The sequence below is a fragment of the Actinoalloteichus spitiensis RMV-1378 genome (assembly GCF_000239155.1).
Classification (GTDB): Bacteria; Actinomycetota; Actinomycetes; order Mycobacteriales; family Pseudonocardiaceae; genus Actinoalloteichus_B; species Actinoalloteichus_B spitiensis.
On record NZ_AGVX02000067.1, the window covers coordinates 12,234 to 29,949 of the forward strand.

Sequence of the window (17,716 nt, forward strand, 5' to 3'; positions counted from 1 at the left end):
GCGCCAGCTGGCTGCATGATGATGATTTCGAGGGCCTCGGGGAGAGGGGAACAGCACGTGGTGCTCGTGTCGGATGACCCGGTGGAGGCAACGGCCGTTCCGCCCGTGCCGGAGCCCGGACAGGTGGTCAACGTCCGCGGTTCCACCTGGGCGGTGTCGTCGGTACGGCAGCAGGGGCTGCCGCGCAGCCCGGCGGACGAGACTACGGCCGGTCTGTCCCATGCGGTCAGCCTCCAGTCCCTGGAGGAGGACCGGCTCGGTCAGGAACTCACCGTGGTGTGGGAACTCGAGGTGGGGCACACCGTCGCGCCGGACCAGGGCCTGCCCGAGGAGATCGGCCCCAACGGGTTCGACGACCCGACGACGCTGGCCGCCTTCGTGGACGCGGTGCGCTGGGGAGCGGTGACGTCGGCGGACCCCGACTCCTACCAGGCGCCCTTCCGCAGCGGTGCGAACGTGGAGGCCTACCAGCTCGAACCGCTCCGTCGCGCCCTCCAGTCGTCGAGGACGAACCTGCTGCTCGCGGACGACGTGGGCCTGGGCAAGACCATCGAAGCCGGTCTCGTCGTCCAGGAGCTGCTGCTGCGGCACCGCGCCCGGACCGTGGTCATCGTCTGCCCGCCGAGCCTGGCGCTGAAGTGGCAGGACGAGATGCGGGAGAAGTTCGGCCTCGACTTCGTCATCGTCAACAGCGCGCTGATGGCCGAGGTCCGCCGCAGCCACGGGCTCGCCGCGAACCCGTTCCGCTTGTTCCCGAGGGTGATCGTCAGCATGTCGTGGTTGCCCTCGCTCCGGGCGCAGCGACTCCTCCGGGACGTGTTCTCCGACGTCGCCGACACCGGGTCCGCCCGGCGCTTCGCCTTCGACGTCCTGGTGGTCGACGAGGCGCACCACGTGGCACCCGCCAGCCCGACCACGGCCCCCGGTGGACGGGGTTACGCCGTCGACAGCGAACGCACGAAGGCGACGACGCGGCTGGCCGAGAAGTGCGAGCACCGGCTGTTCCTGAGCGCGACCCCGCACAACGGGTACTCGGAGTCGTTCACCGCACTGCTGGAAATGATCGACAGCCGCCGGTTCACCCGGGGTGCGAACCTCGACGAGCGGGCCCTGCGGGACGTCACCGTACGCCGGTTGAAAGCCGAACTCCCGGAGAAGGGGTTCCGCGCGCGAGAGCTGAAGCAGATCTCCTTCACCCCCTCCGAGGACGAGGAGGAGCACTTCGCGCTGCTCGACCGGATCCTCACGGCGAGCGCCCGCGCCAACGGGAACGGCCCCACCGGCCATCTGGTGTCGATGCTGCTGAAGAAACGGCTCCTGTCGAGCCCGTGGTCCTTCGCCCGCACCCTGGGGTCGTACGTGCGGGAGCCCGACGCCGAGAAGGACATCCGCGTCGACGACGAGGACCAGTACTACGCCGAGGTGCTCGGGAGCGGCCAGTCCGACGAGGAGGAGGGCCACCCGGAGAACCCGGAGTTCACCGCCCTGCGACGCAGCAAACGGCCCGATTCGCTCGTGGCCGCGACCAGCGCGGAGATCGACACGCTGATCGCCTGGGGCGAGGGTTTCGAGCACCGGCCGGACTCGAAACTGGAAGCGTTGGTCCAGTTCCTCGACTCGGTGTGCCGACCGGACGGCCGGACGTGGACCCGCGAACGCGTGGTGGTCTTCACCGAGTACGCGCAGACCCTGGAGTGGATCGCCGGCATCCTGGTCCAACGCGGGTACGGCGACGTCCTCGCCACCATCCGGGGCTCGACACCCACCGACGAGCGGGAACTGGTCCGCGCCCGGTTCACCTCGGACCCCTCGAAGCACCCGGTCCGGGTGCTGGTGGCGACGGATTCCGCCGGCGAGGGCATCGACCTGCAGGACCACTGCCACCGGCTCGTCAACTTCGACATCCCCTTCAACCCGTCCCGACTCGAACAGCGGATCGGCCGCATCGACCGGTACGGGCAGCGGGAGACCCCGCAGGTCCACCAGTTCGTCCCGGCCTCCCCCACCGGCCCGTACGCCAGGGACGCCCGGTTCCTCGTTGATCGGATCGCGACCAAGATCGGAACCGTGGCCGCCGACCTCGGTTCGGTCAACCAGGTCGTGGACCTGGACGTCCGCGACCACTTCGCTCCGTCCGAGGGGCGCCGCAGGGCGCCGCGGCCGACGCCGGACGACGGCGGCACCGTCATCAACCGGGCCCTCGCGGGTGGACGGGAGCTCAACCGCAGGCTCACCGAACTGTCCAGGACCTACGAACAGCGGAAGTCGGCGATGCACCTGACGCCGGCCAACGCCCGCCGCGTGGTGGACACGGCCCTGGCCCTCACCGCGCAGCCACCGTTGGTCCCCGACCACTCCTTCGCCCAGGACACCGAGGCACCCGTGTTCACCGTCCCGAACGTGGGCGTCGCGTGGCAGCGGGCGATGCGTGGCCTGGACACCCGTCTGGAGCCGGGGGAACCCCGGCCGATCACCTTCGACGACCAGGCCGCGCGCGGCCGGTCCGACCTGGTGCACATCCACCTCGGCCACGCGCTGATGCAACGGGCGACCAGAGTGCTGCGGAGCGCGCTGTTCAGCGTCGACTCCCCCGTGCGCCGGGTGACGGCGGTCGTCACCCCCGAGCTGCCCGAATCGTGCGCCGCCGCCATGGCCCGCCTGGTCCTGGTCGGCCGCGGCGGCCTGCGCCTCCACGAGGAGGTCTTCCTCACCGGCATCCGTTTGCACGGCAACACGATGGCCGAGGCGAAGGTGGAGGGCGTGCTGGACACGGCCCTCGACGCGGAGGACCTGCGCCTGGCCGGGGAGGACGTGCGCACCGCGTTGAGCGAGCTGTGGAGCGCCGAGGGGTCCCGGCTGCGCGCTCGCCTGCGGAACGCGATCGCCGGGAAGGCCGAGACCCGGAAGAACCAGGTCACCGGTGATCTGCACGTGCGACGCGACGCCGACATCACCCGGGTGCGGGAAATCTTCGAAGCGTTCCGCCTGAACCTCCGGGAATCCCGCGAACGGTTGGCGCGGGAGATCCGAGCCGAAGAGGAGATGCTGTTCACCGACGACCAGCAGGCCCAGCGGTACCGCGACCTCCGCGGGATGGAGGACAGGCTGGCGGGGTTGGACGAGGAGGAACGACGTGAGGTGTCCGCGATCGAGGACCGCTACCGGGACATCCGACCGCACGTCTCGGCGGCTGCGCTCGTGTTCGCGCTGACCCCGTCCGACGCGGCGGCATGGGAGGCGCGCGCATGAGGAGGACGAACCGCAGGGCCATCCCCACCGGAGCCGACCTCCACCGGCGGTGGCTCGAACTGGTGGACGTGGACGGTCCCTTCCTCGCCGTTCCCGCGCTGAAGCGGGTGTGGCCGCAGGGGATGCCCGCGCCCGACGCGTCGGTGTTGACGAGGATCAGGGACGCCAAGCCCGCCTTCGACAAGGTGTGGGAGGAGTGGGACCTCCACCGGGACGACCCAGCCGTCCTGGACCTGTACCGCGTCGACCGCGACGCGTGGGTGGGCACCGTCCTGCGTGACGTCCTCGGATGGGGCGACTCCTACCAGGAGGGCTCCGAGGTCGAGGTCCGCTCCCCCGACCACCGGGTGTCCGTCCGGGCCTCCGGCGCGCTGGTCCACGACGACACCACGGCGGCGCTCGTCCTCGTGGTCGACCCGGTCGACTCGCTGCGCGACCTCCTCGAGGACGGCTGGGCCTCCTCGCCCGTGGACCGGATGGAGGAGATGCTCCGCGCGTCCGCCGCCCCGATCGGCGTGGTCACCGACGGGCGCTGGTGGGCGGTCGTCAGCGTCCGCAGGAATTCCCTGACCGCCTCCGGCGTGGTGGACGCGCACACCTGGACCGAGGAACCGCAGACCCGGAACGCGCTGATCGAACTGCTCCAACGGCGCAGGCTGGTCGGGGGCGACCCCGAGGACCGGCTGACCGAATTGTTCCGCGAGTCGGTCGCCGCCGCCGAGGAGATCACCGAAGCCCTCGGCACCCAGGTCCGCCGCGCCGTCGAACTCCTCGTGCAGGCGTTGTCGGAGGCGGCGCTGCACACCGACCACGACCCCCTCCCCCCGGACCGGGCCGAGGTGTACGAGGCGGCCGTGACGGTGATGATGCGGGTCGTGTTCCTGCTCTTCGCCGAGGAACGCGGCCTGCTGCCCCAGGGCGCGCTGTTCTCCGCCGGCTACGGTGTCAGCGGCGAACTCGACGTCCTCGACGCGCGGTCGCAGGAGGAGGGCGCCGAAGCGCTCGACGGCACCTACCTGACCTGGCACCGGCTGCTCGCCACCTCCCGCGCCCTGTACCACGGCGCCTCGTTCGACGACGTCCGCCTGCCGTCCTACGGCGGCTCGCTGTTCGACCCGAACCGCTTCCCCTTCCTCAGCGCCCGACGGCCCGGTGGGGCGCTGGCGATCACCGTGTCCGACCGGGTGATGCTGGAGGTGCTGCGCGCCGTCCAGGTGGCCAAGCTCAAGGGGCAACCCGCGCGGCGCATCTCCTTCCGGGACATCGACGTCGAACAGATCGGCTACGTCTACGAGGGCCTGCTCGGGTACTCCTGCGCCGAGGTCGACGAGGTGGTCGTCGGGCTCATCGGAAAGGAGGGCGAGGAACCCGAGATCCCCCTGGCCGTCCTGGAGTCCCTCGCCGAGACCACGACGACGGAGACCGCCCTCGCGGACGCCATCCTGGCCTGGGTCAAGCAGAACCAGCCCGCCGCCACCCCACCCTCCCGGCCGGCGCTGGCCAAGGCCCTGCGGGTGAGCCCGGAGGTCGAGGACGCGGAACGGGCGCTGCGGTCGGTCACCTCGAACGCGCGGCTCCGAGAGCGGCTGCGGCCGTTCACGGCGTTGCTCCGCCGGGACCTGCGCAACCGGCCGCTGGTCGTCGAACCGGGTGGCGTCCTCGTGGTGGAAACGGCGTCCCGGGCCTCAGCCGGCGCGCACTACACCCCCAGATCGCTCGCCGAGGAGGTGGTGCTGCACGCACTGGAACCGCTGGTCTACAAGCCGGGACCGCACCAGACCGCCGACCGTGGCGCGTGGGTGCCCGTGTCGTCGGACCACATCCTCCGGCTCAAGGTCGCCGACATCGCCTGCGGATCGGGCGCGTTCCTGGTCGCCGCCGCCCGCTACCTCGCCGCCCGGCTGGTCGAGGCGTGGCGCCGGGAGGACGTCGCCATCGGCACGCCGCAGGAACAGGAGGTCCGCGCGCTCCGGACGGTGGTGGCCACCTGCCTCTTCGGCGCGGACATCAACGGCATGGCCGTGGAGATGTGCAAGCTCTCGCTGTGGCTGGTGTCGCTGGACCCGAAACTGCCGTTCTCCTTCGTGGACGACAAGGTGCTGCACGGGAACTCGCTGCTCGGCGTCACCGACGTCCGCCAGATCGAATCGCAGCACATCAATGCCGACCAGGCCGACCAGCTCCCCCTGTTCCAGGCCGATGTGGAGGACACCCTCGCCGAGGCGGCCGACCTGAGGAGGAGGCTCGCCAGCGAGGTCGACAACCTCGACCCCCAGCGGTCCGCGACCACCAAGCGGCGTCAGTGGCGTGACTACGGCAGGCTGGTCGCACGCCTGAACGAGATCGGCGACGCCGTGATCGCCGCCGGGCTGCGGCACGGCGGCAAGCCGGGCAAGAAGCTGAGCGCCGAGTACGAGCTCCTTCGCACACGTCTCGGCACCGCCTACGTACCAGGTGGGGGCCGGACCGAACTGGAGAAGGTCCTCGAGGACGGCCTGACGCCGACCGTGGACACCGACTACGACCGCTGGAAGCCGCTGCACTGGCCCGTGATGGTCCCCGACGTGGTGGGACAGCGCGGCTTCGACGCCATCGTCGGCAACCCCCCGTTCCTGGGCGGCCAGAAGATCTCCGGCACAATGGGCACCAACGTCCGGGACTGGTTCGTCAACGTCCTCGCGAACGGGCGGAAGGGAAGCGCCGACCTCGTCGGCTACTTCCTCCTGCGGGCGATGTCCCTGCTCAGACCGGGCGGCAAGCTCGGCCTCATCGCCACCAACACCATCGCCCAGGGGGACACCCGGGAGGTCGGCCTCGACCAGGTGGTCGCCAGTGGTTTCACGATCACCCGCGCGATCCAGAGCCGCTCCTGGCCCGCCGCCAGCGCCAACCTCGAGTACGCGGCGGTGTGGGGGACGCGGCAAGCCGTCCCGGACGAGGTCCCCCGGGTGGCCGACGGGGTCGCGGTGAGCCGCATCTCCACCCTGCTGGAGCCCGCCGGCCGCGTGGAGGGGCCGCCGGTCCGGCTCACGGAGAACGCGGGAATCGCCTTTCAGGGGTGCAACGTGCTGGGCATGGGGTTCGTGCTGGAGCCGGAGGAAGCGGCGGCCTGGATCGAGGCCGACCCCAGGAACACCGAGGTGCTGTTCCCCTACCTGAACGGTGAGGACCTCAACTCCCGCCCGGACACCTCCCCATCCCGCTGGGTGATCGACTTCCGCAATCGAAAGAAAGAGGAAGCCAAGGCTTATCCGATTCCCTTCACCCGGGTTGAGGAAAGAGTGAAACCGGAGAGGTCTCAGAACAAGAACAAGCAGAGGCGCGAAATTTGGTGGCTATTCACTAGGGGCGCCCCCGAGATGAGGCGGGCCACGTCACAGCTGGACGAGGTACTCGTCATCGCGCGAGTCAGCAAGACGGTAGCGCCAGTTCGCATCAACACAGGACCGACATTTCACGAAAAACTCGTAGTATTCGCACTCAATTCGTACGGGGACCAGGCGACGCTTTCGAGTAGCGCCCACCAATCCTGGGTCATCAAGTTCGGCACAACAATGCGGATTGATCCGACTTACACGCCCTCGGACGTGTTCGAGACGTTCCCCCGGCCGAAGGCCACCGCTCGGCTGGAGGAGGTCGGTCGCGCGTTGGACACCGAGCGGCGGGAGATCATGCTGCGGCGCCAGCTCGGGTTGACCAAGCTCTACAACCTGGTGAACGACCCATCGATCGCTGACGCGGCCGATCCCGACGTGGCGCGGATGCGGGAGATCCACGTGGAGCTCGACCGGGCCGTGCTGGCGGCCTACGGCTGGGACGACGTGCCGCTCGAGCACGGGTTCCACACCTACCGGCAAATGACCCGCTGGACCGTCAGCCCGGCCGCGCGCGTCGAGATCCTCGACCGGTTGCTCGAGGAGAACCACCGTCGCGCCGCCGTCCAGCACGACCTGCCCGCCACCGAGGACGAGGAGGGGGACGCGTGAGCGGACCGCGCGAGGACGAGCCGGAGTACCGGCTGGCGCACGAACCCGACGGGACATCGGTGACCGTGCGGGAGAACCTGGTCGACATCCTCGAACGGGAACTCCTCGGACCGGCGCACGGTCCCGAGGAGGAGCTCGCGGCCCCTCCCGACGTCGCGTACCTGGTGGGGAGGATCGCGCCCTTCAAGCTCTCCTCCCGGGACGCAGCCCCCTCGGATTCGGACCAGGACGGGGACGGGGACGGGGACGAGGCCGACACCGACGTGGGCGAGGGCGAGGCGGGGAGTCGAGGAGTTCCGCTCACCGCCGTCGAGGAGAGCGGTGCCGGCGCCGACGAGGACGACGTCCAGGACCTGCCGCAGCAGCGCGGCCTGATCATCCCCTCGTCGATGGGTCTCCGCTGCCAGGTGCCCGTCGACCTGGCCGAGATCACGGTGACGGCGTCGTGGGGCCAGTACCGGCCGGTGAAGTCCGACGAGGGCCAGGTCGGGCGGTACAAGCGCACCCCCATCACCTTCGTGAAGAAGGTCCGGGTGTCCGAGCTCGACCCCGAGGACACCACGACCATCCACCTCCGCGACACCGTCGTCCTCCGCGTCGACCGGTACGACGACCCCGAGGCCGGCAGGCGGCTCATCGAGGTGGCGCTGTGCAACGACCGGGTGGCGCCGTCCAAGATCCCGGTGAGCGCCTGGCTGTACCAGACCAAGCTGGAGTTGGACGCCGCCGGCGAGGAGGCGTTCCTGCCGGTGTCGGACCGCCTGGTCGATGACCGGGCGGAACGGGACGACGAGCTCCGGAGGTTGAGGCTCCAGTACCGGGACAGGTTGGAGTTCGCCATCGGCCGCACCTGCTCGGTGGACTGGGATGTCGCCCCGGGGAGCAGGCGCGCCCGTGCGGTCTGGACCACGTGGCTGCCGACCGCGCAGACGCCGCAGACCACCGCCGAGGAGGTCGGGGCGGCGTTGCTGGACATGCGGGCGCTCAGCACCGCGACCAGGGCGGAACTGCGCACCGGCCTCGAGCCGATCGTGAACGGGTACGCGGAGTGGCTCGACGCCGAACACGCCAGGGCCCTGGCGCTTCCCGAGCACCTGCGGGAGGACGGCGTCGAACTGGTCGAGGAAGCACGGCAGGTGCGGGCCCAGCTCGCCGCCGGGCTGGAACACCTGCTCTCCGACGACGAGGCGCTGCGCTGCTTCCGGTTCATGAACCAGGTGATGGCCGATCAGCGGGTGCAGTCCCAGGTCGCGCAGCGGCGGGCGAGCGATCCTCGGGAAACCATCGCGCAGGCGCGCGCGGCGGTGCTCGCGCGGGGACCGAAGGCGCACTCGTGGCGCACCTTCCAGCTCGCCTTCGTGCTGATGCAGCTGCCCATGCTGACCTGTCCTGAGCACGAGGGCCGTTCCGGCACCGATCCCAGGGCGCAGCTGCTGTTCTTCCCCACCGGTGGTGGGAAGACGGAGGCGTACCTGGGCCTGGCCGCGTACACCTTCGCGATACGGCGCCGCCAGGGGATTCTCCAGACCGCCGACGGCCCCCTCGACGGCAGCACTGGCGTGGCCGTGCTCATGCGCTACACGCTGCGACTCCTCACCGCCCAGCAGTTCCAACGGGCCACGGCGCTCGTCTGCGCGGCGGAGGTGGCCCGGCTGGCGGACGTGGAGACCTGGGGCACCGAGCCGTTCCGCATCGGGCTGTGGGTTGGGACGGACGTGAGCCCGAAGCGGTTCGACGAGGCCGAGGAACAGTTGAGGCAGGCGCGGAACAGCCAGGGCGGTCGGCACCGGCTGACCGTCCTGCAGGTCCGGCGCTGCCCGTGGTGCGGACACCGGATCACCGATCGCGACATGAAGGCGGACGCAGCGTCCCGTCGCGTACGCGTCCACTGCGGCGACGAGCTCGCCACGTGCCCGTTCTCGGAGGGAGGTTCCGCGCGGGAGGGGCTGCCGGTGCTGACGGTCGACGAGGAGATCTACCGGCTGACACCGTCGTTCCTGATCGCCACGGTCGACAAGTTCGCCCGGTTGGCGAGGGAGGGCGAGGCCGCCTCCCTGTTCGGCCACGTGTCGCGGCGGTGCGAGCGGCACGGTTTCGTCCACGCCGACTACCGGGGCTGCTCCATCAAGGACGGCAGCAGGCACCAGGCCAAGGGCGGGCTGCCGGCCGCTGCCGTGCTCCCCGCGCGCCGCCTCCGCCCGCCGGACCTCGTCATCCAGGACGAGCTCCACCTGATCAGCGGCGCTCTCGGTACCACCGTCGGTCTCTTCGAGGTGGCCGTGGACGTGGTGAGCAGCTGGCACGCGTCCGGCGGCGAACTCGTCCGCCCGCTGCTCGTCGCCTCGACCGCCACCGCGCGCAACGCCGTCGACCAGGTGAAAGCCCTTTACGGGCGGGACGTGACGATCTTCCCCCCGCAGGTGCTCGACGCCGGCCGGACCTTCTTCTCGAAGGAGGAGGAGATCTCCGAGCGGCACCCTGGACGCCGGTACGTCGGCCTGCTGACGGCGGGGCTGCGGCTGACCACGGCCGAGATCCGGGTCGCCGAGGTGCTCATGGCCGGGGGCCAGTTGATGCTGGACCGCGCCGGGCCGGCGGCCGACCCGTACATGTCGCTCGTGGCGTACTTCAGTGCGACGCGGGAGCTCGCCGGCATGGCCCGGTACATGGACGACGACATCCAGACCGCCCTGGCCAAGCGCCGCCCCTGGTCCTCGCTGCCGCGCCGGACCGGCACGGACTTCGGTTCGTTGCATGTTGCCGAGCTGACCGCGCGGGTGGCGAGCGCGGACATCACCGACACCCTGGACCAGCTGGCCGTCAGCTTCGACCCGTCCTTCGACTCCACGGCGGCGAAGCGCCGGCTGCAGGCCCTCCGCCAGGCGAAGAAGCAGGTGCCGACGCGGGAGGTCCACCCGTTCGACGCGGTGCTGGCGACCTCCATGCTCCAGGTGGGCGTGGACGTCACCAGGCTCGGCTTGATGCTGGTGGTCGGTCAGCCGAAGAACACCGCCGAGTACATCCAGGCCTCCTCCCGGGTTGGCCGGGACCCGTCGCGCCCCGGCCTGGTCATGACGCTGGGCAACTGGGCGCGGCCCCGCGACCTCGCCCACTTCGAGCAGTTCCGCCATTACCACGAGACCTTCTACTCCCAGGTCGAGGCGTTGTCCGTCACCCCGTTCTCCGCGACCTCACTGGACCGGGGGTTGGACGGTGTCCTGGTCAGCGCCACCCGGGTCCTCGAGGCCGCCGAGGCGCGGGGGCTGTCCCCGGAGCAGTCCGCGGGCGACATCACCCGACGACGGGACGCGGTCACGGACATCATCGCCGACCTGGTGGGCCGGGTGCTGCGCGCGGCGGACGAGGACACGGCGCGCCGGACCGCGACCCTCCTCCGCAACAGGTTGGACCAGTGGGAGAAACGCCACGGCTCGCTGGCCGACCGTCGTCAGAGACTGGTCTACGAGCGGGTGACCAACGAAAAGGACCAGGCACCGTTGATGATCAGCGCCGAGGACGAGAAGTCCCGAGCTGGAACGCTGAACAGCCCGCCGTTCGTGGTGGCCAACTCGATGCGCGAAGTCCAACCAGAGATCAACATCCTGGTGAGTCCCGTCGAGGAGAACCTCTTCTACACCGCTCCGCCCGGAGCGCCGCGCTGGCAACCGCCTTCGGAGATCTGACCATGACCGACGACCGCTTCCTCTACGACCCGGACACCGCCGTCGACCCGCTGGGTGACGCGGAGGCGACGCGGGCGGCGGGGAGATCGAGCAAGCACAACTACGCGAAGGTCGGGTCTGGCCGTCCCTCCTCGCTGCTCTACAACTACGGGCCCGGGGCGATCATGGACCTGCCGCATTTCACGGTCATGTCCACCGGGCTGGACGACTGGGAACGGATGTGGCGGAAACGGGTCGACCCGCCACCGGAGATCCATGCCCCTCGGCTGCGCGAGGTGGTGGCCAAGCTGTTGCGCTCCCGGAACGTGCGGTTGCGACCGCATCCCAACCAGCCGAGGAAGACGGGCCTGTCCCGCGAGGGGAATGATCTCGGGGTGCCGGCCCGGGTCTTCCCGCAGTGGATGCGCTGCACCGGGTGTGACCTCCTGGCCCCGCTCTCCCACTTCGGCTACACCAACACCCACCCGTACCGCCCCGACCAGGCGCGGTTCGAGCACGAACGGTGCCCCGGCAGGTCGGGCAGCCGGAGCGGGAAGAACGCCTCTCGTGCCGCGGTGCCGGCCCGCTACCTGCTCGCCTGCGTCGACGGCCACCTCGACGAGTTCCCCTACGACCAGTGGGTGCACCACTGGTCCCCCTGCCCCAAGGTCGAGTTCCCCGTGCTAAGGATGGTCGACCGCACCGCCGGCAAAGGCGCGTCCGCCGTCATCCACTGCGCGACGTGCGGGGCCCGTCGACCGATGAACGAAGCCCAGGGGGATGCTGGGCGGAGCAAACTGCCGCGCTGCCGGGGCCGGCACCCGCACCTGGACGCGTTCGAGTTGAACGGGTGCGGCGACGCGACGCGCCTGATGCTGGTGGGTGCCTCGAACCTGTGGTTCCCGATGACGCAGTCCATCATCGTCATGCCCCGGTCCGCGCACGAGGAGACCAGCGACCTCGCCGCCAGGATCCGAGTGGCCTTCGCCAGCAAGCCCCACCGGCTCGAGAAGTACGAGGCCACCGGTGATCTCGAAGGTCTGCGCGACGCGCTGGACGGCAAGCTGGACGGGCCCGTGGACGAGGAGGCGATCCCTGACGACCAGCTCGCGAAGGCCCTCGGGGAAGCCCTGACGTCGGGCGAGTCCGACGAGGACCTCGCCAAGTGGCGTGCGGACTGGGACCCGGTGGACCTCCTGGTCCCTGAATGGAACTACCTGCTCACGGACCCCCTCGGTTTGGGCCACGAGGATGAGGCGAGCGGTCTGACGCTGTCCCACCGCGACCGGGCACCCGGGCTCCGGAAGGAGATCGTCCGCGTGCTGGCGGTGGAACGGCTCCGGAAGGTCAACGCCCTGGTCGGCTTCACCCGGATCGACGACGTGGACCGAGTGGCGGATCTCTCGCAACGCATGGTGCCCCTCGCCCGGGCGGCGCGGCCGGCGTGGACGGTCGCCACCGAGGACCGGGGCGAGGGCATCTTCCTCCAGCTCGACGAGCCGGCCGTGGCGGCGTGGGAGGCGCAGGTCGAGCAGGACCAGCTCTGGCTCGCCCATCGCGCGGCGCACCGCCGCAACTTCGAGTCGCGCACCTCCGACACCGCCGGGCCCGTGGACGCCGAAGATCGCCTCCGACCACCACGGTACTGGCTGGTGCACACCCTGGCGCACGTCCTGATCCGCGAGATGGCGCTGGAGTGCGGTTACTCCGCCGCCAGCCTGTCCGAACGCCTGTACGCCTGGCCAGGGTCCGACGGCAGGCCGCCAGCAGCTGGTCTGCTGATCTGCACCACAGCCCCCGACAGCGACGGCACCCTCGGCGGCCTGGTCCAGCTGAGCGAGCCCGAGCGGCTGCACCGGGTGGTCTCCAGCGCCCTGTACCGCGCGGGTCGTTGTTCCTCCGATCCGGTCTGCGGGATGCGCACCCCGCAGGACACGGAGGACTTCCTCCACGGCGCTGCCTGCCACTGTTGCGCGATGGCGTCGGAGACGTCGTGCGAGCGGGCCAACCGCTTCCTCGACCGGCGCTTCCTCATCGACTTACCGGGGAGCGGCATTGGCTTCTTCGGCCTCCCCGGGTGACCAGGACGCGGCCCGTGCCCTCGGGCTGCGTCTCACGGGCACGGAGGCCGGCCAGCTCGCTGACCGCCTCACCAAGGGGTACACGCTCACCAGCGCCGTGCGAGCGGTCCCCTCCGGTCGTCGCGCGGAGGTGGGCGCCCTGCTGCGGGACACCGCCCCGGCCTCGCGGATCGCGGTATTGCGTGCGATCGAGGGGGCCAGGTCGACACCGTCCGCGGCGACACCGCTGTGGACCACGCCTGGCCACCTCGCCCGCAGCGGTCCGCTGACGACCTCGCTCCCGCACCTGGTGGACCGGGCCCGCCAGTCCGTCACCTGCTCGACCTTCAACTTCCAACGCACCTCCGGGCTGTGGAACGCCCTGCGCGGAGCCGCGCGGCGCCCCGGAGTGGCGGTGCGCGTGTACATCGACACATCCGCCGCGGAGCAGAGCGCTCCCACCGCGCACGACATCGCGGCGCACCTGTCGCCCGCCGTGGTGCTCCGCACGACCGTGTTCGACGGGAGGATGACGCGGAACCACGCCAAGTTCCTGGTCGTCGACCACCGGTTCCTCCTCGTGACGAGCGCGAACCTGTCCTGGAGCGCGGAGAACGGGAACGTGGAGTTCGGGGTGCTCCTGGACGACCGCAACCTCGCCGAGGCGGTGGAACGCCAGGTGCGCGACCTCGAAGACGACCTCTTCGAGGTGGTGCGGTGACAAGCCACGCGCCTGCCACCGCACGGCCCGGCCGATCGGCGTGCGCGCAGCGGGCCGAGGGCGGTCCTCGGTCGCGCCTGACGCCCCTCACGCCTGCGCGATCCCCGAGCCGGGCCACGGGAGCGCGGCACGATGGTCTCGCTGCCCCGCTGGAGTTGACGGCGTTCCTCCGCGACCCCACCGACATCGTTCCGGCGATCAACCAGTTCCGATCCACCGAAAAGGACTCCGCCATGATCATGTCCATGCCCACCAGCGCTGCTGAGGGGATCTCACTGACGGTCATCCCGTTCCGCCCCAACGCCGTCATCGGCACGATGGGCTTACCAACCCTCCTGCAGCTCGTCCCTTCCCCGAAGACCGAGGAGAACGCTCGGGCGTTGAAGCACGCACCTGGTGTGGTCCGACGGCACGCGGAGGTGCGCGGCCTGGTGCAACGCATGCTGAAGGCGTCGCAGAAGGGGCGCAACGTCACCTCGTACGCTTCGTACATCGCGTCCGGGGTCAACGGTGATCACGGTGCGGCGTGGTCGACGCCGCCGATCACCTTGTGGCTGGACGGCGAGCCCGGCGCGCTGAGCGACGAGCTCGTGCCAGGAACCGGTATCCGCACCATCTCCGTGACCGCTGGTTCGCCGGTCGTGGCGATCGATGGGGAGACGCAGGTCACCGCGTGGCACGAGTTGTACGACGCCCCAGGGGACTTCGACTGCTCCCACCAGAGGCTGAACGGCGTACGCGTCCCGTTCGAGCTGTACTTCGGTCTGAGCGTCGAGGATGCCCGGCAGATCTTCTACGACCGCAACGTCGAGGGAGTCCCTGTCGCGAAGAACCTCGCCATGTCCATGGACCAACGCGACATAGGTACCCAACTCGCCCACCGCGTCGCGGCTGCGGTCAAGGTGGAACACGAGGGGCGGATCGTTCCCTTCAGCAAGTTCGTCCAAAGCCGCAAACGGCAGCTGACGAAGCGGGACCCCGAACTCGTCACCCTCTCCGCCCTGCGCGTGCTGGTGATCACCGCGCTGCACGGCCGAACTGGGCTCAGCCTGTCCTCCTCCACCGTCCACGAGGGCGACATGCCGCCCGGCATCTCGGTCCGCCAGGCGGAGGAGCGCCTGGTGCCCGTTCTCGCGGCTGTCCTCAGCGAGCTGTACCCGCAGTTCTCAGCCCGCAACGCCGTCTCCGCACCCGCGGTCCTCGCGGGATTGGGGATCGCCGTTCACCAAGCCACCGGTTGGTCCGCGTCGGGCCGGCCGCTCTCGGTCGAGGAACTCTCCGGACTGCTCTCGTCCGTGCGTTGGGAGCGGGAAGCGCGTTACTGGGACGGCGTCGCGGCCAGCGCCAACGCCAACGGCGTGCTCAACTTCGGTGGCGGCGCCAAAGACTCCGGTGGCCGGGTCGCTGACGCACTGCTGCACCCCGACACCGAGTACGGCCGCAAGATCCGGGGGTGGTGACCCCTCCTCCGCACGGCGACCACTCCCGTCAGGTGGGGAGCGAGTCGCACCCCGGTGCGACACACGGCGCCGAACCCGGTCCGGCATCGGCTGTGGAGCAGCGTGCCGCGCTGCTCCACAGCCTTTCGTGAGCCCTCCCGCCGCAGCGGTGGGTCAGTGGGGGCGCGCTGAGCGAGGACGTCGGGCCCCGCGGCGTTGGCGCACCAGCCGCGCGATCTCGCCAGCCGCACGGTCGAGGTCCTGGTGCTCCCAAACGCGGATGACGAGCCACCCCGCTGCCGCGAGCTCGAGGTCGGTGTCCCGATCGCGCCGGACCACGCCCTCCAGCTTGCGCCGCCACCACTGCTGGTTGGTCATCGGGAGATGACCGTGCTCCGGGCAGGCGTGCCAGAAGCAACCGTCCACGAAGACGGCGATCCGCGCCCCCCGCAACAGCACATCAACGCGGCGCCGCTTGTTCGCCCCCTCTGCCACGGCGTCCACCAGGAAACGCAGCCCGCGACGGTGCAAGGCGCTGCGCAGCCGCAACTCTGGCTGGGTGTCCCTGCGCCCCGTCCCGCGCATCACCCTCGTGACTGCCTCGGAACTCGCGTGGGGAGTGGGCCCTGGGCTGACGTACTGGTAGGCCGTGCTCGCTGAGGTGCGGATCCGCCCGTCAGGCAGTTCTCGAGGAACTGGTCCCCTCGTTGGTGCCGGGCCCTCGGGCCTCGGGCCGGTTCCGCGCGGAGCCGCGCCTGCGCTGGATCCGCCGCGGCTGTTCGCCACCGAACACCACCTCTCGTCGATTCGACGTTATCGCGGGGTTCCGACACCCCCGTCGGGAACCAGCGGATCGGACGAACAACCGCCACCAACGGCCTGGTCCGGGTTGGCCTCCGACCTGTGTGGCTGGCACGGCGCCCCACGCCTGCGGCCGGGCCGACCAGCCCGTGCTGCTCCTGGCACGTCCGAGGCAGGCCAGCGCCCTCGCACCCCTCACCGGTCCAGTGAACAGCGACCGGCAGCCAACCAACTGGCGGGCACCCGTCAGGACCGCGCACCCGCGTCACAGGGAGCAGGTGGCGCCTTCCGCTGGCACCTGGAGGTTGATCAGGTACTCGGCGGCGATCTCGTCGACGCAGGGATTCGTTCCCAGGTTGACGATGCCGTGCCCCTCCCCTTCGACGGTGAGCAGCGCGCTGCCGAGGCTGTCGGCGAGCACCTGGGCTCCGGCGTGGGGCGTGGTCGGGTCGCCGGTGATGGAGACGACGAGGGTGTCGGGCAGCCCCTCGATGTCCTGGGCGTAGGGGAACCCGAGGTTCGGTTCGGCGGGCCAGTGCTCACAGGTGTCGCGGGCTCCGCCGGTGACGTCGACGCCGGGGTCCATGAAGGGCGCGGCCTCGTGGATCGCGGTGCGCAGCCGTCCACCTTCCTCCGGGGTGAGCCGGTCCTCGTCCAGGCAGTTGATGGCGTAGTTGGCCTCGGCGAAGTTCGTCCAGCGGCCCTCCGGGTCGCGGCCGCCGAAGTCGTGGTTCATCTGGAGCAGCTCGTCGCCCCGTCCGTCCTCGATCTCGGCGATTCCCGCGATGATCCGGGGCCACGCGTCCTCGGTGTACAGGCCGGTGATGACGCCTCCGATGGCCTCGTCGAAGCCGAGTTCCGCGTCGAGCGCGGGCACGGGGTCGTCGTACAACGGCTGGACGAGGTCCTGGAACACCTCGGTGGCTCGGTCCGGGTCGGGACCGAGCGGGCAGTCCTCCCGCTCGGCGCAGCGCGCGGCCATGCGGTCGAAGGCGGCCTGGAATCCGGCGTAGGCGCTGACCCGCCGTTCGACGGTGCCCTGTGTGGGGTCACCGGCGCCGTCCAGCAGCATGGCCCGCACGTTCTGGGGGAACTGTTCGGCGTACACCGCGCCGAGGCGGGTTCCGTAGCTCTGCCCCAGGAAGGTGAGTTCGTCGTCGCCGAGGACGGCGCGCAGCACGTCGATGTCGCGGGCCGCGTCCCGGGTGCCGACGTGGGCGAGGACGTCGAGCCCCCCGGAGCCTTCCGCGCACCGCTCGACCAGCCGTCGGGTGTCCTCCTCGGTGAACTGGGCCGTCGTGCCCTGCGCGGTGAGGGGGACCGCGCCGCGGTCGGCCTCCTCGTCGGAGTAGCAGTCGATCGCGGGGGTCGAGGCGCCCACGCCACGCGGGTCGAGGCCCACCAGGTCGAACCGTTCGGTCAACGGGCTGTCCTTGAGCGTCAGCGCCGCGAAGGCGGCGCCGAACAGTCCCGATCCGCCTGGCCCGCCGGGGTTGGTCACCAGTGAGCCCACCGCGTCGCCGGAGGCGGGCAGCCGTAGGACGGCGACGTGGATGGTCCGGCCGCCGGGTTCGTCGTAGTCCAGCGGCACCTCGAGGCGCGCGCACTCCAACCCGTCGCTGAGGGCGTAGACGCTGGACTCGGTGGAGGTCGTCGCGTACTCGTCGCACTCCTCCCAGGCGAGTTCCTGGTCGTGGAACGCCTCAGGACCGGAGGGTGTTGGCGAGGTGGGAGGGGCGGACGGTTCGGATTCCGGGGCGACGCAGCCGGCGAGTGGCACGAGTAGCGCGGTCGTCGC

At 70.6% G+C, this 17,716-nt stretch carries 8 protein-coding genes; 6 read left to right on the forward strand and 2 right to left on the reverse strand.

The features are described 5' to 3' along the window. Positions 1–15 precede the first annotated feature (15 nt). From drmD to ACTIDRAF_RS27045, 6 genes are all read left to right on the forward strand, one after another. Complete coding sequence (drmD, locus tag ACTIDRAF_RS0203370) at positions 16–3,249, forward strand: DISARM system SNF2-like helicase DrmD (RefSeq protein WP_245533429.1); 3,234 nt, start codon at positions 16–18, stop codon at positions 3,247–3,249. Then, on the forward strand, positions 3,246–7,235 hold the full coding sequence (locus ACTIDRAF_RS0203375; protein WP_039785598.1) for an Eco57I restriction-modification methylase domain-containing protein: 3,990 nt from the start codon (positions 3,246–3,248) through the stop codon (positions 7,233–7,235). Before drmD ends, ACTIDRAF_RS0203375 begins: the two co-directional genes overlap by 4 nt. Next, entirely contained in the window at positions 7,232–10,918 is a 3,687-nt protein-coding gene (gene drmA / locus ACTIDRAF_RS0203380; protein ID WP_016697309.1) for a DISARM system helicase DrmA, read from the forward strand. Before ACTIDRAF_RS0203375 ends, drmA begins: the two co-directional genes overlap by 4 nt. Positions 10,919–10,920: 2 nt before the next feature. Then, positions 10,921–12,978, forward strand: coding sequence for a DUF1998 domain-containing protein (gene drmB / locus ACTIDRAF_RS0203385; protein ID WP_016697310.1), 2,058 nt, complete (start codon positions 10,921–10,923; stop codon positions 12,976–12,978). After that, positions 12,953–13,678 carry a DISARM system phospholipase D-like protein DrmC gene (drmC, locus tag ACTIDRAF_RS0203390; protein WP_016697312.1) on the forward strand — a complete coding sequence of 242 codons (726 nt, stop codon included), beginning with the start codon at positions 12,953–12,955 and terminating at the stop codon, positions 13,676–13,678. Before drmB ends, drmC begins: the two co-directional genes overlap by 26 nt. A gap of 155 nt (positions 13,679–13,833) precedes the next feature. Further along, positions 13,834–15,138, forward strand: coding sequence for a DNA sulfur modification protein DndB (locus tag ACTIDRAF_RS27045; RefSeq protein WP_016697313.1), 1,305 nt, complete (start codon positions 13,834–13,836; stop codon positions 15,136–15,138). Positions 15,139–15,291: 153 nt separating this feature from the next. Here ACTIDRAF_RS27045 and ACTIDRAF_RS0203400 read toward each other — a convergent pair whose 3' ends face one another. Further along, positions 15,292–15,903, reverse strand: coding sequence for a very short patch repair endonuclease (locus ACTIDRAF_RS0203400; protein ID WP_425359116.1), 612 nt, complete (start codon positions 15,901–15,903; stop codon positions 15,292–15,294). A gap of 280 nt (positions 15,904–16,183) precedes the next feature. Beyond that, positions 16,184–17,716 (reverse strand): alpha/beta hydrolase (locus ACTIDRAF_RS0203405; RefSeq protein WP_211215263.1); only part of this gene is annotated, 1,533 nt, incomplete at its 5' end.